Annotated in this window: 19 protein-coding genes; 13 read left to right on the forward strand and 6 right to left on the reverse strand. The window is 72.4% G+C overall.

Going from position 1 to position 18,812, the window contains the following annotated elements; genetic code table 11:
• Positions 1-3: 3 nt before the first annotated feature.
• Both ACTWPP_RS23620 and ACTWPP_RS23625 read right to left on the reverse strand, forming a co-directional pair.
• The gene (locus ACTWPP_RS23620) at positions 4-1,062 is read right to left on the reverse strand and encodes a methyltransferase (RefSeq protein WP_443106510.1); all 1,059 of its coding nucleotides are present in this window, start codon (positions 1,060-1,062) and stop codon (positions 4-6) included.
• 27 nt (positions 1,063-1,089) lie between these two features.
• On the reverse strand, positions 1,090-1,632 hold the full coding sequence (locus tag ACTWPP_RS23625) for a flavin reductase family protein (RefSeq protein ID WP_443106511.1): 543 nt from the start codon (positions 1,630-1,632) through the stop codon (positions 1,090-1,092).
• A gap of 208 nt (positions 1,633-1,840) precedes the next feature.
• On the opposite strand from ACTWPP_RS23625, the gene ACTWPP_RS23630 reads away from it, so the two are divergent.
• The 7 genes from ACTWPP_RS23630 to ACTWPP_RS23660 all read left to right on the forward strand — a co-directional run bounded on the left by ACTWPP_RS23630 (position 1,841) and on the right by ACTWPP_RS23660 (position 8,066).
• The gene (locus tag ACTWPP_RS23630) at positions 1,841-2,260 is read left to right on the forward strand and encodes a cupin domain-containing protein (RefSeq protein WP_358460987.1); all 420 of its coding nucleotides are present in this window, start codon (positions 1,841-1,843) and stop codon (positions 2,258-2,260) included.
• The gene (locus tag ACTWPP_RS23635; RefSeq protein ID WP_443106698.1) at positions 2,257-3,534 is read left to right on the forward strand and encodes a beta-ketoacyl-[acyl-carrier-protein] synthase family protein; all 1,278 of its coding nucleotides are present in this window, start codon (positions 2,257-2,259) and stop codon (positions 3,532-3,534) included. Before ACTWPP_RS23630 ends, ACTWPP_RS23635 begins: the two co-directional genes overlap by 4 nt.
• The gene (locus tag ACTWPP_RS23640; RefSeq protein WP_443106512.1) at positions 3,531-4,784 is read left to right on the forward strand and encodes a ketosynthase chain-length factor; all 1,254 of its coding nucleotides are present in this window, start codon (positions 3,531-3,533) and stop codon (positions 4,782-4,784) included. The genes ACTWPP_RS23635 and ACTWPP_RS23640 overlap by 4 nt, the downstream gene beginning before the upstream one ends.
• A gap of 50 nt (positions 4,785-4,834) precedes the next feature.
• Positions 4,835-5,293: an anthrone oxygenase family protein gene (locus ACTWPP_RS23645; protein WP_443106513.1), complete on the forward strand. Its 459-nt coding sequence runs from the start codon at positions 4,835-4,837 to the stop codon at positions 5,291-5,293.
• 248 nt (positions 5,294-5,541) lie between these two features.
• Complete coding sequence (locus ACTWPP_RS23650; RefSeq protein WP_443106514.1) at positions 5,542-6,138, forward strand: PadR family transcriptional regulator; 597 nt, start codon at positions 5,542-5,544, stop codon at positions 6,136-6,138.
• Between the two features lie 153 nt (positions 6,139-6,291).
• Complete coding sequence (locus tag ACTWPP_RS23655) at positions 6,292-7,296, forward strand: ATP-binding cassette domain-containing protein (protein WP_443106515.1); 1,005 nt, start codon at positions 6,292-6,294, stop codon at positions 7,294-7,296.
• On the forward strand, positions 7,293-8,066 hold the full coding sequence (locus ACTWPP_RS23660) for an ABC transporter permease (protein ID WP_443106516.1): 774 nt from the start codon (positions 7,293-7,295) through the stop codon (positions 8,064-8,066). Before ACTWPP_RS23655 ends, ACTWPP_RS23660 begins: the two co-directional genes overlap by 4 nt.
• Positions 8,067-8,119: 53 nt before the next feature.
• Here ACTWPP_RS23660 and ACTWPP_RS23665 read toward each other — a convergent pair whose 3' ends face one another.
• Positions 8,120-9,442, reverse strand: a complete 1,323-nt coding sequence (locus ACTWPP_RS23665; RefSeq protein ID WP_443106517.1) for a cation:proton antiporter — start codon at positions 9,440-9,442, stop codon at positions 8,120-8,122.
• Between the two features lie 185 nt (positions 9,443-9,627).
• On the opposite strand from ACTWPP_RS23665, the gene ACTWPP_RS23670 reads away from it, so the two are divergent.
• Both ACTWPP_RS23670 and ACTWPP_RS23675 read left to right on the forward strand, forming a co-directional pair.
• Entirely contained in the window at positions 9,628-10,329 is a 702-nt protein-coding gene (locus ACTWPP_RS23670) for an SDR family NAD(P)-dependent oxidoreductase (RefSeq protein ID WP_443106518.1), read from the forward strand.
• Between the two features lie 28 nt (positions 10,330-10,357).
• A complete protein-coding gene (locus ACTWPP_RS23675; RefSeq protein ID WP_443106519.1) occupies positions 10,358-11,122 on the forward strand; it encodes an SDR family NAD(P)-dependent oxidoreductase in 765 nt (254 codons plus the stop codon).
• A 30-nt stretch (positions 11,123-11,152) separates the two neighbouring features.
• Here the strand turns inward: ACTWPP_RS23675 and ACTWPP_RS23680 are convergent, their stop codons facing one another.
• Both ACTWPP_RS23680 and ACTWPP_RS23685 read right to left on the reverse strand, forming a co-directional pair.
• A complete protein-coding gene (locus ACTWPP_RS23680; RefSeq protein WP_443106520.1) occupies positions 11,153-12,010 on the reverse strand; it encodes an LLM class flavin-dependent oxidoreductase in 858 nt (285 codons plus the stop codon).
• Complete coding sequence (locus tag ACTWPP_RS23685; protein WP_443106521.1) at positions 12,010-12,747, reverse strand: SDR family NAD(P)-dependent oxidoreductase; 738 nt, start codon at positions 12,745-12,747, stop codon at positions 12,010-12,012. The genes ACTWPP_RS23680 and ACTWPP_RS23685 overlap by 1 nt, the downstream gene beginning before the upstream one ends.
• A 201-nt stretch (positions 12,748-12,948) precedes the next feature.
• Here ACTWPP_RS23685 and ACTWPP_RS23690 point away from each other — a divergent pair, with 201 nt between their 5' ends.
• From ACTWPP_RS23690 to ACTWPP_RS23705, 4 genes are all read left to right on the forward strand, one after another.
• The gene (locus tag ACTWPP_RS23690) at positions 12,949-13,275 is read left to right on the forward strand and encodes a TcmI family type II polyketide cyclase (RefSeq protein ID WP_358461019.1); all 327 of its coding nucleotides are present in this window, start codon (positions 12,949-12,951) and stop codon (positions 13,273-13,275) included.
• Complete coding sequence (locus ACTWPP_RS23695) at positions 13,268-14,923, forward strand: FAD-dependent monooxygenase (protein WP_443106522.1); 1,656 nt, start codon at positions 13,268-13,270, stop codon at positions 14,921-14,923. The genes ACTWPP_RS23690 and ACTWPP_RS23695 overlap by 8 nt, the downstream gene beginning before the upstream one ends.
• Positions 14,895-15,599, forward strand: coding sequence for a TenA family protein (locus ACTWPP_RS23700; protein ID WP_443106523.1), 705 nt, complete (start codon positions 14,895-14,897; stop codon positions 15,597-15,599). Before ACTWPP_RS23695 ends, ACTWPP_RS23700 begins: the two co-directional genes overlap by 29 nt.
• 143 nt (positions 15,600-15,742) lie before the next feature.
• A complete protein-coding gene (locus tag ACTWPP_RS23705; RefSeq protein WP_443106524.1) occupies positions 15,743-17,335 on the forward strand; it encodes a right-handed parallel beta-helix repeat-containing protein in 1,593 nt (530 codons plus the stop codon).
• 77 nt (positions 17,336-17,412) lie between these two features.
• Here ACTWPP_RS23705 and ACTWPP_RS23710 read toward each other — a convergent pair whose 3' ends face one another.
• The gene (locus ACTWPP_RS23710; RefSeq protein ID WP_443106525.1) at positions 17,413-18,780 is read right to left on the reverse strand and encodes an acetyl-CoA carboxylase biotin carboxylase subunit; all 1,368 of its coding nucleotides are present in this window, start codon (positions 18,778-18,780) and stop codon (positions 17,413-17,415) included.
• Positions 18,781-18,812 lie beyond the last annotated feature (32 nt).

Genomic DNA, 18,812 nt, shown 5'->3' on the forward strand with positions numbered 1-18,812 from the left:
TTTCTACCCCGGCTTGTGCCCGATGACGACCGTGTGGCCGTCGTAGTCCTGCAGCGGGACGGTCTCGACGCCGGTGAAGCCGGCCTCGCCCATCCAGCCGGCGCACTCCCCGGCCTTGTAGCCGGACCCTCCGACGCTGAGGGTCATCGCCAGGCTCAGCATCAGCGGGTTCAGCCGGCTGCGGTCCTCGTCGATCATCAGGTCGTGGACCATGAACACGCCGCCGGGCCGGACCGCCTCGTACGCCTTGCCGATCACGGTCTTGCGCTGCTCGGCGGTCCAGTTGTGCAGCGCGTGGCCGCACAGCAGCACGTCGCCCTCGGGGAGCGGGTTCTCGAACCAGTCCCCGCCCTGGTAGCTCGCCCGGTCCTGGACGCCGAGGCGCTGCATGTGCTCGTGGAACAGCGGCTCGATCGGCGGCATGTCGAACACGGTCGCGGTGAGGTGCGGGTGGGCCTGCAGCAGGATCCCGGCGGTGTTGCCGCGGGCGCCGCCGAGGTCGACGAGCCGCGTCCAGCCGCTCCAGTCGATCCGCCGGCTCAGCTCCCAGGCGACCTCGCTGCTGAGGGAGTCCTGCGCCTCCATGAACATGCGCTGGAGGTCCACGTTCGCGTAGGTGTGCTCGAAGAACTCGGAGCCCTCCTTGCCGGGCGCGGCCTCCTGCGGCGGCGCCTGCGGCTCCGGCGGCTTGCCCGTCCGCAGCACCTCGCCGAGCCCGTCCCACGTCGGGCGCATGAACTTGTCGACGAAGGTGAGGTAGTGGCCCATGTAGTAGCGCTTGCCCGGGACGAGGTAGTAGTCGGCCTCGGGGCTGTTGGCGTACCGGTCCCCCTCCCTTTCGAGCAGGCCCAGCGCGACCAGGGCGTCCAGGAAGTCGTGGAGCACGGGCGAGTGCAGGGACAGCTTCTCGGCGAGCCCCTCCACGGTGGCGGGGCCTTCGGCGAGCCGAGCGAAGATCTCCAGCTCCCCCGCCGTCATGATCAGTTTCGTCTGCCAGAACGCGGTGCTGAGCGCGTACACCTTCGCGGGTGCGAAGGGCGGCGCCTGGACGGGACTCGTCATCGTGTTCTCCTTGTCTGCGTCCGCGGGCTAGGAGTGCCAGGCGGACCACCATTGGAATTCGGTGCTGAGGAAGCGGTAGCCGCCGCCGAAGAACACCAGCGGCTCGGCGTGGTCGTCCGGGGCGGTCTCCAGCGCCGCGACCCGGCCGATGATGACGTCGTGGTCGCCGGCGGGGACGGTCTGCGGCTCGACGCACTCGAAGACGGCCAGCGCGCTCGGCAGCAGCGGGACGCCGGTGCTGCCCGCCCGCGGCTCGATGGTGTCGAAGCGGTCGAAGCCGGGGCTGGCGAAGCGCCGGCAGAGCGCGAGCTGCCCCTCGCGCAGGACGTTCACCGCGAACGTCTCCGCCCCGGCGAACACCGGGTGCAGGCGGGACCCGCGGCCGACGCAGAACAGGACCAGCGGGGGATCGAGGGACACCGAGGTGAACGAGTTCACCGTCATCCCGACGGGGGTCCCGTCCGGGCTCGCGGCGGTCACGACGGCGACGCCCGTGGCGAATCTGCCGAACGCCGCGCGGAGCCGCCGCGGGAGGACGGGGTCGGGTGTCCGCGAGTCAGGGTTTCGCATGGCCCTCCCGTTCCGGTCCGTCCGGTCCGTCCGGTGCAGTCTCCGGCCGGCCGCTCGAAGACCGCTTGGGCCGCGCAGCGTCCCCCGGCGTCGCTCGGCCCCCGTTCAGGACGGCGCTTCCAGCGCTTCTGCATCGCCGGTCAAGCGACGCCCGTCACCGTTGGTGCGGTGATCCCGTCACGGGACCGTCTGGTTAAGGAGCCGTTTCGTGTCCACACCGCGAGCTCAGAAGGTCACCGCCGCTGATGTCGTGCCCAACCGCCGCCGCGGTGGGGACATCCGGGTGCTGCTGAGCCCCAAGACCGTCAAGTCCACGTCCGGATTCATGGGAGAGCTGACCCTGGAGCCCGGTGAGTTCGTCTCCGAGCACCGGCACCCGTACTCCGAGGAGTTCCTGTACGTCGTCCGCGGCTCGCTGCTGATGAGGGTCGAGGACGAGACCGTCCGGCTCGGCCCCGGCGACTCCCTGATGGTCGCCATCAACGACCGGCACCGGCTGGAGAACGACGGCGCCGAGCAGGCGTTCGTCGTGTTCCACCTGAGCCCGCTGGCGCCGCGGCCCGATCTCGGCCACGTCGACACCGAGCCGCTGCCGCACCCCGCCGAGTCGGCGCCGAAGGTCGGCTGACCGTGAGGAGCGAACGCAGGGCGGTCATCACCGGGATCGGCGTGGTGGCCCCGGGCGGGATCGGCGCGAAGGCCTTCTGGGGCCTGCTGACCGCCGGCCGGACCGCGACCCGCACGATCTCGCTGTTCGACCCGACCGGGTTCCGGTCGCGGGTGGCCGCCGAATGCGACTTCGACCCGGCGGCGCAGGGACTCACGCCGCAGGAGATCCGGCGGATGGACCGCGCCGCGCAGCTCGGGTCGGTGGCCGCCGACGAGGCCATCGCCGACAGCGGGCTGGAGAAGGGCGCGCTGCGGCCGGAGCGGGTGGGGGTCAGCCTCGGCAGCGCGGTCGGCTGCACGATGGGGCTCGAACAGGAGTACATCGTCCTCAGCGACGGCGGACGGCAGTGGGAGGTCGACCACGAGTACGGCGTCCCGCAGCTGTACGGATACATGGTGCCGAGCACGCTGGCGGTGGAGGTCGCCTGGCGCGCCGCCGCCGAGGGGCCGGTGTCGCTGATCTCCACCGGCTGCACGTCCGGGCTGGACGCCGTCGCGCACGGCGCGCAGCTCATCCGGGAGGGCGCCGCCGACGTCATGATCGCCGGGGCGACGGACGCGCCGATCTCCCCGATCACCTCCGGCTGCTTCGACGCGATCAAGGCGACCACGCCCAACAACGCCGACGCCGAGCACGCGTCCCGGCCGTTCGACCGGGACCGGGACGGCTTCGTGCTCGGGGAGGGCTCGGCGGTCTTCGTGCTGGAGGAACTGTCCGCCGCGCGTGCCCGGGGCGCCCACGTCTATGCCGAGATCGCCGGGTTCGCGAGCCGGAGCAACGCCTTCCACATGACCGGCCTCAAGCCGGACGGCCGCGAGATGGCCGAGGCCATCAGCGTCGCCATGCGGCAGTCGGGGCTCGGACCGGACGACATCGACTACATCAACGCCCACGGGTCGGGCACCAAGCAGAACGACCGCCACGAGACCGCCGCGTTCAAGCGGAGCCTCGGGCACCGCGCCTACGAGGTGCCGGTCAGCTCGATCAAGTCGATGGTCGGGCATTCGCTGGGCGCGATCGGCTCCATCGAGGTCGCCGCGAGCGCGCTGGCGATCGAGCACGACGTGGTGCCGCCGACCGCCAACCTGCACACCCCCGATCCGGACTGCGACCTGGACTACGTGCCGCTCGCGGCGCGCGACCACCGCACCGACGTCGTGCTCAGCGTCGGCAGCGGCTTCGGCGGTTTCCAGACCGCGATGCTGCTGGCGCGGCCGGGGGAGGCCCCGTGACCGCGCCCGACCGGGTGGGGGAACGTCCGGGGACGCGCGTGGCCGCGCCGGTCGTCACGGGCCTCGGCGTCATCACGCCGCTGGGGCTCGGGACGGACGACTACTGGGCCGCGACGCTGGAGGGACGCCGGGGCCTCGGGCCGATCACCCGGTTCGACCCGTCGTCCTACCCGGTGCGGCTGGCCGGCGAGGTCCGCGGGTTCACGGCGGCGGACCACGTGCCGAGCCGCGCGATCCCGCAGACCGACCACTGGACCCACATGGGCCTGGCGGCGGCGCGGCTCGCGCTCGCCGACGCCGAGGTCGACCCGGCGGACCTGCCCGAGTACGAGATGGCGGTGGTCACCGCCGCCTCGTCCGGCGGCACCGAGTTCGGGCAGCGGGAGATGGTGAACCTGTGGGGGCGGGGGCCGGGTTTCGTCGGCGCCTACCAGTCGATCGCGTGGTTCTACGCGGCGACCACGGGCCAGATCTCCATCCGGCACGGCATGCGCGGCCCGTGCGGCGTGATCGCCACCGAGCAGGCGGGCGGGCTGGACGCGCTCGCGCACGCGCGCCGGCTGCTGCGCGACGGCACCCGGGTCGCGGTCAGCGGCGGCGCCGACGCCTCGCTGTGCCCGTACGGGCTGGTCGCGCAGCTCAGTTCGGGGCGGCTCAGCGTCCGGACCGACCCGGCGCGGGCCTACCTGCCCTTCGACCCGGACGCCTGCGGGTACCTGCCGGGCGAGGGCGGCGCGCTGCTGATCGTCGAGGACGCCGGGCATGCGGCCCGGCGGGGCGCCCCGCGCGTCTACGGCGAGATCGCCGGGTACGGCGTCACGTTCGACCCGCCGCCCGGTTCGAGCCGCCCGCCGTCACTGCGGCGGGCGATCGAGAACGCGCTCGCCGACGCGGGCGCCGAGCCCGGTGACGTGGACGTCGTGTTCGCCGACGCGATGGGCGTGCCGGAACTGGACCGGATCGAGGCGGACGCGCTGAACGGCGTCTTCGGTCCGGGGGCCGTGCCGGTCACCGCGCCGAAGACGATGACCGGACGCCTGTACGCGGGCGGCGCGGCGCTGGACACCGTGTCGGCGCTGCTGTCGGTCCGCGACGCGGTGATCCCGCCGACGGTGGGCGTCCGGGAGGGCGCGGGCGGTCTGGATCTGGTGATCGGGCGGCCCCGCCCGGCGCCGGTGCGGTGCGCCCTGGTCGTCGCGCGGGGATACGGCGGGTTCAACTCGGCGCTGGTGGTGCGCGCGGTCCCCTGAGGGGCGGTGTGCGGCTGGACGGCAGCGCGGACGGACGGAAGGAGGCGCGGATGTCGGAGATCCTGATGCTGATCGCGTTGATGGGCAACGCGATCGCGGTGGGGGTGTTCAGCGCGACCGTGCTGGGGGGCGTCCCGCTGCTGCTGGCGCTGCCCGGCGAGCAGTACGTGCACGCCCACGGGTTCCTGGCGACCCGCTACGACCCGTTCATGCCGATCACCATCCTGCTGACGGTGCTGGCGGACCTGGCGCTGGCGGCGGCCGGGCCGGGGACGGCGCTGCGGCTGCTCGGCGGCGCGGCGGGACTGGTGATGGCGTCGGTGATCACGGTGTCGATCACCAAGAACGTGCCGATCAACCACTGGGTGGCGGCGCAGGACCCGGCGTCGCTGCCGGCCGACTGGCCGGAGCGGCGCAGCCGCTGGCGGCGGTGGAACGCGGTGCGTTCGGCGCTGGCCCTGTCGGCACTGGCCGTCAACCTCGCCGCGGCCGTCGTCCTGATCATGTGACCGCCGGTTCGCCCGCCCCGCACATTTCACCGTGCCGCCGGGCGCCGTTTACATATTCGCAGCTCAGCGCCATTGTCCGCGGACGATGGTGCTGACCCATTTCTGGCGCCCTGAGAAAATCAAACATGACCTTGACAGGTTGTCATCTGGTATTTGAATCTCCGGCTCCGTATACTCGTGCTGGAGTATCTGTTCACGGGGAGTTTTCAGTGGTGAAGCGAAAAGTCTCAAATCCGCTGGCATTAGCGGTGCTCGCAGCACTTTTCGAGCGGTCCATGCACCCGTACGAACTGGCCGGGATGCTCAAGACGCGCGGCAAGGAGCAGAGCGTCCGGATGAATTACGGATCGCTGTACACCGTTGTCGACGCGCTGGCCCGCGCCGGTTTCATCGAGCCTGTGGACACCTTCCGGGAGGGGCGCCGCCCGGAACGCACCGTGTACGCGCTGACCGTGTCCGGCCGGACGGAGCTGAAGGACTGGCTCAGCGAGATCCTGCGCACCCCCGCCAAGGAGTATCCGGAGTTCGAGTCCGGGCTGTCGCTGCTGCCGGTGCTGCTGCCAGAGGAGGTGATCCGCCTGCTCGAAGAGCGGATCAAGGCGCTGGACGGCCGGCTCGCCGAGGTCAGGGGGTTCATGGAGCGGATGCGCGAGTCCGGGCTGCGCCGGCTGTTCATGATCGAGACCGAATACCACGAGGCGCTCCTGCGCGCCGAGCAGTGCTGGGTGCGCGCGCTCATCACCGAGTTCCAGGGCGGCGCCTACGAGGACCTCGACGCCTGGCGGCGCTGGCACGCCGAGGTCACCGCCGACCGCGGGTTCACCGAGGAGGAGAGCATGCACTGACAATCGGTCCCGGCGGCCGGCGGGCGCCGCGCGGGGCAATGAAGTTTTGACGGTGCCGGCGGGGGCGAGCGAGAGAACGGCGATGCTCCCCTGGGTCGCCGATCGCCTCCCCGGCCACGATCGCCGGACGATCACCTCTGTGGGAGTGCGCTGATGACCTTTGACAGCACGACCCTTGACAGCACGGCCATTAACGGCACGGCCATTGAGGTCAAGGACCTCACCAAGACCTACTCCAACGGCGTCCGCGCCGTGGACGGGATCTCGTTCTCGGTCAGGAATGGCACGGTGTTCGGCCTGCTCGGGCCCAGCGGCGCGGGCAAGTCCACCATCATCAAGATCCTCACGACGCTGACCCGGCCAGGATCCGGCGGCGTCCGGGTCGCCGGCGTGGACGTCGTCCGGGAACCGGCCCAGGCCCGCCGGAGAATCGGCTGCGTCACCCAGCAGAGCGGCGTCGATCCATGCGCCACCAGCAGGGAGGCCCTCACCCTGCAGGGCCGGCTGTACGGGCTGAACGGGCGGGTCCTGCGGAACCGGGTGGACTCCCTCCTCGAACGGTTCGCCCTGGCGGACCTCGCCGACCGTCCGGCCCGGACCTACTCCGGCGGCATGCGCCGCCGGCTCGACGTCGCCCTGGGCCTGGTCCACGAGCCGCACGTGCTGTTCCTGGACGAACCCACGACCGGGCTCGATCCGGAGACGCGCACCGACCTGTGGGCCGAGATCTTCGGCATGGCCGCCGTCGGCATCACGGTCGTGCTGTCCACCCACTATCTGGAAGAGGTCGACGAGCTCGCCAGCACGCTCGCCATCCTCGACCGGGGCAAGATCGTTGCGATGGGGTCGCCGGGCCAGCTCAAACGCGAGGCGGGCGGGGACGCGCTGCGGGTGGAGCTGGTGGAACCGCCGGGCGAGGGCAAGGTGCGCAAAGCGTTGGCGGGCGTCGAGGGGGTGGGCAACATCGTGGTCGCGGGCTGCGGCCTCAGCGCCAGGGTCGAGCGCGGCGCCGTCAGCGCCCCGTACCTGGTGGCGGCGCTGGAGTCGGCGGGCGTCCGGGTGGTGTCGCTGACCCTGTCGGCCCCCACGATCGGAGACGTCTACCTCCGCCATGCCGGCCGCCTGCTCCGCAGCGCCCAGGAGGCGCCGAGCCGATGAACGAGAGCGCCGTGCAGCTCTATCACATGACCGTCCGCGATCTGCGCAACACCGTCCGCCAGCCGTCCTACGTCCTGGCCGCCCTCATCCAGCCCGTGGTCTGGCTGCTGCTGTTCGGTCAGCTGATGGCGCCGATCATGGAGACCCGGATCACCGACGGCTCCTACATCATCTTCCTGACCCCCGGGATCGTCGCGCTGACGGCCGTGTTCGCCAGCGGTTGGAGCGGGATGGTCTTCGTGGTCGAGATGGACCAGGGCATGCTCAACCGGTTCCTGGTGACCCCCGTCCAGCGCTGGGCGCTGATCGCCGGGCGGCTGGCCCAGCAGGCCATCGTGGTGCTCGCCCAGAGCGCCCTCATCCTGGTCATCGGGGTGTGCCTCGGGGCGCGGTTCCCCGGCGGCGCCCCCATCCTGCTGACGTTCTTCGGCTGCATCACCCTCAGCACCGTCGCGTTCGCCTCGATGTCGAACGTGCTGGGTCTGCTCACCCGCAGCCACCAGGCGGTGGTCGGCATCGCCCAGCTCATGGTGCTGCCGCTGGTGTTCCTCTCGGAGATCTTCGTCCCGCGGCACGAGATGCCGGGCTGGATGAGCACCATCGCCACCGTGAACCCGGTGAACTGGCTCGTCCAGGTCGGACGGCAGTCGATCCGCGACGACGTCGCCTGGGGCCACGTCCTCGACCGGGGGTTCGGGCTGCTGGTGGTCGCGCTCGTCGGCTTCTGGCTGTCGACGCTGGCGCTTCGCGTCTACCAGCGGCAGGTGTGACCGCGTGATCCGGGACCGGCGCGTGCGCGTGCCGGCCCCGGGTCGCCCGGCCGTCAGGCCGCGGTCGCGAGTTCCTTGTCCCCGGACGGCTCGGTCCGCTGGGCCCGCTCCAGCCGGTCCGGCATCGACGCCTTGTAGAGCGGCATCGCCGCCGCCGTGGTGAGCACGGCCACCAGCACCAGCATCGCGAACACCCGCTGGCCGATCATTCCCTGCGCCAGCCCGATGTTGATGAAGATCAGGATCATCAGCCCGCGGGCGTTCATCAGGGCGCCGACCGCGGTGGACTCACGCCAGCCGAAACCGAGCGACCGCATGGCCAGTGAGCAGCCGAAGTACTTGCCGGCGAACCCGGCCAGCAGGATCGCCACGAACGCCAGCAGCATCGCGCCGCCGCCGAGGCCGTCCAGCCGGGTGTTGAGCCCGGAGAAGGCGAAGAAGATCGGCAGCAGGAGGGTGGAGACCACGTCCATCATCCGGCCGTGCAGCATCCGCCGGAAGGCGGCGTCGCGCGGCATGGCCAGCCCCGCGATGAACCCGCCGAACACCGAGTAGATGCCGATCCAGTCGGTGAACCAGCCCGCGGTGAGCGGGACGAGGATCACCAGGTACATGGCGCCGTTGCTGATCTGCCCGGACCGCAGCACATGCCGCCCGAGGGCGCGCAGCAACCGCGACGCGACGGTCAGCATCAGCACCACGAACAGGACCGCCAGCCCGATCGTGCGGGCCGCGCCGCCGGGGCCGGAGTCGACGTGGATCGCGGTCAGGACCGCCAGGACGCACCAGGCCACCGCGTCGTCGACGCCCCCCGCCATCAGCGACAGCCTGCCCAGCGGCGAGTTCTCCAGCCCGCGCTCGTAGAGGATGCGCGCCAGCATCGGGAAGGCGGTGATCGACAGCGCGCCGCCGAGGAAGGCGGCGAAGAACCACCGGCCGATGCCGGGATCGGACAGCGAGCTCCACAGCAGCAGCCCCGCGGCCATGCCGAGGACCATCGAGGGCAGGATTCCCGCGATCGCCACCACCGCCGGCTGGTGGGCGGGCTGCCGCGGTCCCGAGCCGCCGTGCTCCATGCCTGCGCCGACGAGGAACATGTACAGGGTGAGCCCGATGGTGCTCAGCACGTACAGGACGGGTGTCACCTCGGGCGGGAAGATCCTGGCCTGGACGTCGGGGAAGAGCCAGCCGAACAGGGTCGGGCCGAGCAGGACGCCGGCGACCATCTCACCCAGCACGCGCGGCTGCCAGAGCCGGTTCGCGAGGCGCCCGCACAGGGCCGAGACGATGAGGATGACGATCACGGCCGGGAGGACCTTGAGGGTGAGTTCCAGGTTCGGGTCGGTTCCCGACGCCGCGAGAGTGTGATGGTGCATCGTGTCTCCGCTGGGGATCTAGGAGCGCGTGCCGCTCCGCCATGTCACCGACTCTGCGATCGAGCGTCTGTAGTCCGGGTCGAGGGCGGCTGGAGCACCGGCCGCGAACCCGTCCCGGCGGCGTCGAGGGGCGTCCGCGAGCGGCCCTCCAGCGGGGATCGAGGCGGCCCGGCGACGATGCGCGGATGGATGACGCGCACGCGGCCGGCGGGCCGCGCACCGCCCTGATCACCGGCGCCGGCCGCGGCATCGGCCGCGCCGTCGCCGCCGAACTGCACCGCCGCGGCCTGCGCCTGGTCGTGACCGCGCGGACCGCCGGCGATGCCCGCGAGACGGCCGCGCGGCTCGGTCCGGACGTCGCGGGCCACGGGCTGGACGTCACCGACCCGGACGCGCCCAAGCGCGTCGCCGCCGACGCCGGACCGGTCGACGTGCTCGTGTGCAACGCCGGCGTCCTCCTGGACGCGGGCACCGACCCGCTGTCGGTTCCGGTGGACCTCGTCGACGAGACGCTGAGGGTGAACCTGCTCGGGACGTGGCGTGTCGCGCAGGCGTTCGTGCCCGGCATGGTCGAGCGCGGCTGGGGCCGCGTGGTGATCATCTCCAGCGGTACCACGGCGGAGTTCGGCGGCCGGCTGTTCGGCGGCGCCCCGGGCTACTCCATCTCCAAGAGCGCGCTCAACGGGCTCGCCTCGCTGCTGGCCGCGCAGACCGAGGGGACGGGCGTGCTGGTGAACGCGGTGAACCCGGGACGGGTCCGGACCCGGATGATGCCGGGCCAGCGGCGGATGCCCGAGGACGTGGCCCCGTTCATCGCCGACGCGGCGACGCTCCCGGCGGACGGACCGACCGGAGGATTCCTCACCGACAAGCGCGGCCCCGGCTGAGCCCGGGGGCGCGGGAACAGGAGACGGCATGGAACTGGAACTGGCCGGCAAGAAGGCCGTGGTCACGGGCGCGGGCCAGGGGATCGGCCTGGCCGTCGCCGGGGCGCTGGCCGACGCGGGCGCCGAGGTGTTCGGCGGGGCGCGCACCGTCGGGCCGGAGCTGCGCGCGGTCACCAAGCACACGATGGAGGTCGACCTCGCCACGGAGGACGGCCCGCGGCTGCTGGTGGAGGCGGCGATCGAGGAGTTCGGCGGCCTGGACGTCCTCGTCAACAACGTCGGCGGGGGCGTCAGCTGGGCGGCGAGCTTCCTCGACATCGACGACGACGTGTGGCGGCGGTCGTTCGAGCTGAACCTCTTCAGCACGGTGCGGGCCAGCCGTGCGGCGCTGCCGAGCCTGGTCGAGCGTGGCGGGACGCTCGTCAACATCGGGTCGGCGAACTCGCGCGCGGCGGACCCGCAGCTCGCGCACTACGCGGCGGCGAAGGCCGCGCTGTCCAATCTCGGCAAGTCGCTGTCGCTGGAGTTCTCGCCGCGGGGGGTGCGCGTGAACACGATCTCGCCAGGCCCGGTCCGGACGAGGATCTGGACCAAGCCGGAGATCGTCGAGAAGTCGGGGATGTCGCCGGAGGAGTTCGTCGCGGCGGTGCCCGGCCGGGCCGGGCTGACCACCGGGGCGATGGTGGAGCCGTCGGAGATCGCGGCACTGGTGGTGCTGCTGGCGTCCGGGCGGGTCCCGAGCGTCACCGGCGCCGACCTGTCGGTAGACGCCGGGCTCCTGAAGAACACATGAACCCGGGGGCCGGTCACATCCGGGGCGCGGTCACATCCGGAGGGCGCGGGCGATCACGTCCGCCTGCGCGGGCTCCTCGACGCACGGGAACAGGATCAGCTCGTCGCAGCCCACGTCCCGGTACCCGTCGACGAACTCGCGGAGCCGCCCCTCGTCGGTGATCACGCTCCGCACCGCCATCTCGGCCTTCCAGCCGATGAAGGAGTAGTAGTCGACCAGGTAGCGCTCGGCCCGCTCACGCGCCCCGGCGCCCAGGGCCACGTAGGCGATGGCGACGAGCCGCGGTTCGCCGGTCCGCCCGGCCGACGCCCACGCCTTGCGGGCGCGGCCCGCCAGCTCCCCGTAGCCGGCGGCGGAGCTGCCGCCCGCGATCCAGCCGTCGCCGTAGGCGGCGGCGCGTTCCATGGCCGCGTCGGAATGGCCGCCGACCAGCAGCGGCGGGCAGCCGCCCGCCGGGACGGGGCCGGGCACCGGGCCGTCGCCCGTCCCGTCGCAGAAGCCGCGCAGCTCGCCGAGGAGCGCGTCGAGCCGGCGTCCCCGCCCGGCGTAGGGCGTCCCGCAGGCGTCGTAGTCGTCGGCGCGCCCGCCGGCCGCGACGCCGATCGTGAGCCGCCCGCCCGACAGCCGGTCCACGCTCGCGAGCTGCTTGATCAGCAGCGCCCGGTCGCCGCGGTAGGCGGCGATCAGGATGGTCGTGGCCAGCCTGATGCGGCTGGTGGCGCCCGCCGCGGCGGCGAGCGTGGTCAGCGGCTCGTAACCGTCGTACATCAGCCGGTCGAGGGTGCCCAGCGAGGAGAACCCGAGGTCTTCGGCCCGGCGCGCCCAGCCGAGCAGAGCGCTCCCGGGGGTGCCGGGGATCATCGTCGGCAGCCCGATCCCGATGTCCATCAGATACCGCCGTCCACGTTGAGGGTGGCGCCGGTGATGTACCGGGACATGTCGCTCGCCAGGAACAGCACCGCGCCGGCGACGTCGGCGTTCGAGCCGAGTTCGCCGAGCGCCGTCATGCCGCGGATGATGTCGGCGACCGGGGGCGGCGGCCCGCCGCCGGGCTCGGTCACGATCACGCCGGGCGCGACCACGTTGACGCGGATGCCGCGATGCCCGATCTCCTTGGCCAGCGAGCGGGTCAGCCCGGTGAGCGCCGTCTTGGACGCGCCGTAGTGGGAGCTCTCCGGCCGGCCGCGGAATCCGGCGACGGCCCCGACGTTGATGATCGAGGCGCCGTCGGCGAGCAGCGGCAGCGCCGCCTGCGTCACCGTGAAGCAGCTCGTCAGGTTGGTCTCCAGGACGCGGCTCCACTCCGCGGCGGTCAGCTCCTCCAGCGGCGACCGCGCGTCGATGCCGACGTTGTTCACCACGACGTCCAGTCCGCCGAGCGCGTCCCGGCAGGCGTCCGCCAGCGCGGCGACACCGTCCGGGTCGGTGACGTCGGCCTGGACGACCCGGTGGTCGCCGCCCAGTGCCTTCAGCTCGCGGGCGAGGCTCTCCGCGGCCTCGCCGGTGGTGCGGTGGCAGACCACGACGGCGGCCCCGGACCGGGCGAAGGAGACCGCGGTCTCCCGGCCGATACCGCGGGTGCCGCCGGTGATCAGGACGCGTTTTCCGGCCAATCCGAGATCCACGGCTTTCCCTCCTCGCGCGGGGACATGGCGCCTCTGGCGACGCCGATGGCGCCTCTGGCGACGTCGCCGCCGACGATGCCCCGGGACGCTCGCGCCGGGCTGGAGGCCCGCTTCCACCGCGTGCCTCCGGATTCGAGCCGGGTTCGACCGGGACCGGAGGGCCGCGCCCGACCATGGCGACGACCACGAGAGGAGGCCGGCGTGCACCGGACATTGATCGTCGCGCACATGGATCCGGCCGAGGCGGGCGACGTGGCGCGGATCTTCGCGGATTCCGACGCCAGCGACCTGCCCCGGATGATCGGCGTGTCACGACGCACGCTCTTCCGTTTCCACGACCTGTACTTCCATCTCGTCGAGGCGGACGAGGACATCGCGCCCAACCTCTACAAGGCGCGCAGCCACCCGCTCTACGGCGAGATCAACGAACGGCTGTCGCATCACATCCGGCCGTACGACCCGAACTGGAAAGAGCCCCGGGACGCGATGGCCGAACCCTTCTACGTCTGGGACGCCAACGGTGAGTGACTACGACGACGAGGTTCCCGTTCTTATCGTCGGCGCCGGGCCCGTGGGGCTGTCGGCGGCGGCGTTCCTCGGCCGGTACGGCGTGCGGACGCTGCTGGTGGAGAAGCGCGCCGACACCTCCGTGCTGCCGCGTGCGCCGGGCCTGCAGGCCCGCACCATGGAGATCTTCCGCGCCGCCGGGATGGGCGAGGAGGTGCGGGCGCTGGAGATCGGCGACTCGCACGTCTTCTTCGAGGGCGGCATCCTGCGCGTCAACACCTACTCCGAGATCGCGGACGCCGAGGTCGTGGAGGCCCCGTCCCTGGACGGCCCGGACATCAGCCCCGAGCGGGTCATGGGCTGCGGCCAGGACCGCTACGAGGTGGTGCTGGCGGGCAAGGCCCGGGAGTTCGGCGCCGAGATCCGCTTCGGCGTCCGGCTGCGGACCCTCGAACAGGACGCTGACGGCGTCACCGCCCAGGTGGAGGACACCGCGACCGGTGCGGTCCGCACCGTCCGGGCCCGCTACCTGATCGGCGCGGACGGCGCGGGCAGCACGGTCCGGCAGGTCCTCGGGATCGAGCGGTCCGGCCGCGGCACCGTGTTCAACGCGCTCAGCATCTACTTCCGGGCGCCGGAGCTGGAGGCGGCGCTGGCGGACCGTCCGTTCATCCTCTGCTACGCCACCGCGGGAGGGTCGATGACGGGGCTGTCCCGGCTGCACGGCTGCGACCCGTGGCTGGCCGCGCCCGTCTACCACCCGGAGAAGGGCGAGACGCCCGAGGACTTCACCGACGAGCGCTGCGTGGAGATCGTCCGGGCGGCGTCCGGGCTCCCCGCGATGGACGTCGAGATCATGGCGAAGGTGCCGTGGGAGGGCGCGCAGCTCGTCGCGGAGCGGTTCCGGGACGGCCGGGTGTTCCTGGCCGGCGACGCCGCGCACGTCCACCCGCCGGCCGGCGGGTTCGGCGCGAACACCGGCATCCACGACGCGCACAACCTCGCGTGGAAGCTGGCGGCCCGGCTGGGCGGCTGGGCGGGCGACGCGCTGCTGGACACCTACCACGAGGAGCGGCACGCGGTCGGCGGCGCCATGGCCGAGCAGGCGATGGTCCGCAACCGCATCCGGCACGGGTACGCCGACGACGAGGTCCGCGCGCAGATGGTGGACGACATCGTCATCACGCTCGGCTACCGCTACGGCTCCCGGGCCGTCGCGGCGGCGGAGCGCGGCCCGGTGCTCACGCAGCCGCTCACGCTGACCGGGGAGCCGGGGACGCGGGCACCGCACGTCTGGCTCGAACGCGACGGGAAGCAGATCTCCACGGTCGACCTGTTCTGGGACTCGTTCGTGCTGCTGACCGGACCGGACGGCGGCGCGTGGCACGAGGCGGCGGTCCGGATCGCCGGGCGCACCGGTGTCCCGCTGCGGGCGGTCCAGATCGGTGACGGCGGCGACTACACCGCCGTGGACCGGGACTGGGCGGCGGCGTTCGGGGTGTCGCCCCGCGGAGCGGTCCTGGTCAGGCCGGACGCGTTCGTCGCCTGGCGCGGCGCCGGCCGCCTGCCGGAGCCCGAGATGGTCCTCGCGGACGTGCTCGGCCAGATGGCCGACGCCGACGTGCCGGGCCGGTCGGCCGGTGTCGGCGCCGGCGCGGCGGCGCGGTGACCGCGAGCCGATGATGCGCGGGGAACTGGCGGCCGTCTCCCGGCCCGTGGTGGCCCGGATCACCGGGCACCCGTTCTGGGAGGGGCTGCGGTGCGGCACGCTGCCACCGGCGGCGCTGTGGTACTTCGCCGAACAGGACGCGCACCACGTCGTGCCCGCGTACGCGCGGGCACTGGCGGGGTGCGCGGCCGTCGCCGACGACGACGCGCACGGGGCGCTGCTCGCCTCGGCGGCCAGTGCCACCTTCGGGTCGCTGTCGCGCCTGGACGAGGAGCTGGGCAAGCTCGCGGCGTCGCTCGGCCGCCCGGCCGCCGCCTCGGGACCCGCCCCGGACGTGCACGCCTACACCTCGTTCATGCTCGCCGCGCCCGCCGGCCCGTTCGCCGGCGGGATCGGCGGGCTGCTGCCGATGACCTGGTTCCACCTCCTGGTCTCCGACGACCTCCGGGAACGTCACGACCCCGGCTCCCGCTACGGAGCGTGGATCGCGCGGTACCTTCCCGACGGCGACTACCTGCAGGAGTACGTGGACGGCTACCTCGACATGATCGACGAGGTGGCCGCGGGTGCCACGCCGGGCGAGCGGCGGCTGCTCGTCCAGCGGTTCCTTTTCGGTGCCCGGCTGGAGCTGGCGTTCGCCGATTCGGCATGGCGGCTCCGGGAGTGGCCGACATAGCGCCGCCCATTCGTCTCGCGATTCGAGTGATCTTCGAGCCGGCGGTTCCACACTCGCACCGTCAGCATCCGATCCCCGGCGGGCGGTCTCCCCGCGGTCCCGCGCACGAGGCCGCAGCCGGACCACCGGCACGGAGAAGATTGATGGGCAGAGCCTCACACCCCGCTCGCGAGAAGATCCGAAGCAGAATCCGCCGGACGCGCCGGGCCGCCGCCGTCGTCATGGCGACCGTCCTCGGCGCGACGTTCGCCCTGACGGGAACGGCCGCCGCCCAGCAGCACCACCGCTGGTGGAACGACGGGACGCGGTACTTCGTCGACTGCGGCTCCGGCGACGACGGCGCGCCGGGCACGAGCCCCGGCGAGGCGTGGAAGACCCTCGCCAAGGTCAACACCGTCACGTTCGAGCCCGGCGACTCCGTCTCCCTGCGCCGCGGCTCCACCTGTAACGGGACACTGGAACCGAAGGGCTCCGGGACGGCGCGTTCACCGATCAGCCTGGACGCCTACGGCCACGGCGCCCGCCCGGTGATCAACGGCGGCGGCGCCCGCGCGGCCGTGTTCCTGCACGACGTCCAGGGCTGGGAGATCCGCGAACTGGAGATCACCAACCCCGGCCCCGACGACGGCGCCCCCCGCATCGGCATCTACGTGCTGCTGGACGACTACGGCACCGGCGAGCACTACGTGGTCGACAACGTCAAGATCCACGACATTCCGGGCTGCGACTGCCTCCAGGCGGAGAAGGAGAACAGCGGCGGCATCGTGTTCAAGGCCGCCGGGTCCGAGAAGCCCACCGGCTTCGACGGGATCCGCGTCACCCGCAACCAGATCAGCGACATCGACAACGTCGGGATCGGCACCGTGTCGCAGTGGGTGAAGCGCGACCTGTACCCGGGCGGCACCAACCACTGGGTGCCGATGAAGAACGTCCGCGTCACCTGGAACCGGATCACGGACACCGGCGGCGACGGGATCCTGGTGTCCAACGGCGTCGACTCCGTGACGTCCCACAACAAGGTCGACGGCTTCGGCCTTCGCGGGACCCAGGCCCACGCGGGGATCCTGGCGTTCAACTCCGACCGCCCCGTCGTCCAGTACAACGAGGTGACGGGCGGTTCGAGCAACCCGCCGTCGTTCGCGTACAGCGTCGACGCCGGCAACCGCGACCTCGTCTACCAGTACAACTACAGCCACGACAACGACGGCCCGTTCATCCTGTTCTGCGCATTCGCCGGGACGTCCGGCGACGGCGCGAAGATCCGCTACAACGTCAGCGAGAACGACCTGGACCTGGCGATCGGGACGTTCACCATCCCCGTCGTGTCCAACGGCTGCGACAACCCGATCGAGAACGTCGAGTTCTACAACAACGTCATCCACAGCGAGCGCGCGGGGCGGCTGGTCCGCAGCCTCCCGCACACGCCGATCGAGTTCACCAACAACGTGTTCTCCGGCCGTGACGCCGGCGCGTCGATCGTGGACGACGTCGGGATCTACGACCACAACATCTACCGGAACGTGACGGAGGTCCCGGCGGGCGACCAGAACGCGATCACCGAGGACCCGAGGTTCACCGACCCGGGCTCGGGACCGTGGGGTTACCGCCTGCGCTGCGGCTCCCCGGCCATCGGCGCGGGCGTCGACATCGCCGGCGACGGCGGCCGCGGCCTGTTCGGTCACCGGATCCCCTCGCCGCCGAACATCGGCGTCCACCAGGGACGCTGCGCGCGTTAGCGGGCGGTGACGCCGAGGGCCGGTGGTGGCCCCCAAGGGAGGCCACCACCGGCCCTTTCCCGTGCCGTGCCTCGGCCTCAACCTGCCTGGCGCAGCTCGGCGACGCCCATCTCGTCGACCAGGCTCGTGGTGTGCTTGGCCGCGCGGAAGGTGGCATCGTCCAGCACCTCACCGAGGAACTCGCACGTCGTCCGGACACCCCGCCCGGAGACGCGGAACTCCTCCAGCGCCCGCCCGGCCCGCTCGATGGCCTGCCGCCGGTCGGGGGCCCAGACCGCGACCTTGGCCAGCAGCGGGTCGTAGTCGGCCGTCACGCGGAAGCCGGGGTGACCGTGGGTGTCCACCCGGACGAACGGGCCTGCGGGCGGCTGGAACTCGTCGACGACGCCGGGCGTCGGCATGAAACCGCGGCGCGGGTCCTCGGCGTTGACGCGGCATTCGATCGACACGCCCCGCGGCGCGATGTCGTCCTGGGTGACCGACAGCCCGTACCCGGCCGCGACCCGCAGCTGCTCGCGGACCAGGTCGACGCCGGTGACCAGCTCGGTGACCGGGTGCTCGACCTGGATACGGCAGTTGACCTCCATGAACGTGAAGCCGCCGTCGTCGTCGACGAGGAACTCGTAGGTCCCGGCCCCCGGGTAGCTGACCTGCTCGGCGGCGCGCACCGCGGCGGCGCAGACGCGGTCGGCGAGCTCGCGGGGCAGGCCGGGCGCCGGCGTCTCCTCGATGAGCTTCTGCCGGCGTCGCTGCACCGAGCAGTCCCGCTCGCCGAGGTGGACGACGCCGCCGCGCCCGTCCCCGAGCACCTGGACCTCGATGTGGCGGGCGTGTTCGAGGTACCGCTCCAGGTAGAGGCGCGGGTCCCCGAAGACGGCCTGGGCGCTCGCGCGTGCCTGCGCCCACGCGCGGGGCAGCTCGCGGGGGTTCCGGACGACGGTCATGCCCCGCCCGCCGCCACCCGCGGTGGCCTTCAGGATCAGCGGGTAGCCGACCTCGGCGGCGATGACGCGGGCCTGTTCCAGCGTCGTCAGCGACTCGGGGCTGCCCGGCAGCACCGGCAGCCCGGCCGCCTTGGCGATCTCCCGGGCCCGCGCCTTGTCGCCGAGCCGGCCGAGCAGCTCGGCCGACGGCCCGATGAACGTCAGCCCCTCCGCCTCACAGATCTCGGCGAAGTCGGGGTCCTCCGACAGGAACCCGTACCCGGGGTGGATGGCGTCGGCGCCGGTCTGCAGCGCCGCCGTGACGATCGCGGCGGCGTTGAGGTAGCTGTGCCGCGCGGCGGCGGGGCCGATGCGGACGCACTCGTCGGCGAAGCGCGTCACCGCCGAGCCGCGGTCGCTGTCGGAGCACACCGCGACCGTTCGGATGCCCATGTCGCGGCAGGTGCGGGCGACACGGAGCGCGATCTCACCTCGGTTGGCGATCAGGATGGTCGAGAACAACGGGCTTCCTCTCGTTGACCGCGCGGGCTGGC

The organism is Actinomadura sp. 3N407, assembly GCF_052245875.1.
GTDB lineage: Bacteria > Actinomycetota > Actinomycetes > Streptosporangiales > Streptosporangiaceae > Spirillospora.

Excerpts from the sequence above, each read along its gene's own strand:
- ACTWPP_RS23620 (WP_443106510.1), bottom strand. The coding sequence starts at position 1,062 with ATGACGAGTCCCGTCCAGGCGCCGCCCTTCGCACCCGCGAAGGTGTAC.
- ACTWPP_RS23625 (WP_443106511.1), bottom strand. The coding sequence starts at position 1,632 with ATGCGAAACCCTGACTCGCGGACACCCGACCCCGTCCTCCCGCGGCGG.
- ACTWPP_RS23645 (WP_443106513.1), top strand. The coding sequence starts at position 4,835 with ATGTCGGAGATCCTGATGCTGATCGCGTTGATGGGCAACGCGATCGCG.
- ACTWPP_RS23655 (WP_443106515.1), top strand. The coding sequence starts at position 6,292 with ATGACCTTTGACAGCACGACCCTTGACAGCACGGCCATTAACGGCACG.
- ACTWPP_RS23660 (WP_443106516.1), top strand. The coding sequence starts at position 7,293 with ATGAACGAGAGCGCCGTGCAGCTCTATCACATGACCGTCCGCGATCTG.
- ACTWPP_RS23665 (WP_443106517.1), bottom strand. The coding sequence starts at position 9,442 with ATGCACCATCACACTCTCGCGGCGTCGGGAACCGACCCGAACCTGGAA.
- ACTWPP_RS23670 (WP_443106518.1), top strand. The coding sequence starts at position 9,628 with ATGGATGACGCGCACGCGGCCGGCGGGCCGCGCACCGCCCTGATCACC.
- ACTWPP_RS23675 (WP_443106519.1), top strand. The coding sequence starts at position 10,358 with ATGGAACTGGAACTGGCCGGCAAGAAGGCCGTGGTCACGGGCGCGGGC.
- ACTWPP_RS23680 (WP_443106520.1), bottom strand. The coding sequence starts at position 12,010 with ATGGACATCGGGATCGGGCTGCCGACGATGATCCCCGGCACCCCCGGG.
- ACTWPP_RS23705 (WP_443106524.1), top strand. The coding sequence starts at position 15,743 with ATGGGCAGAGCCTCACACCCCGCTCGCGAGAAGATCCGAAGCAGAATC.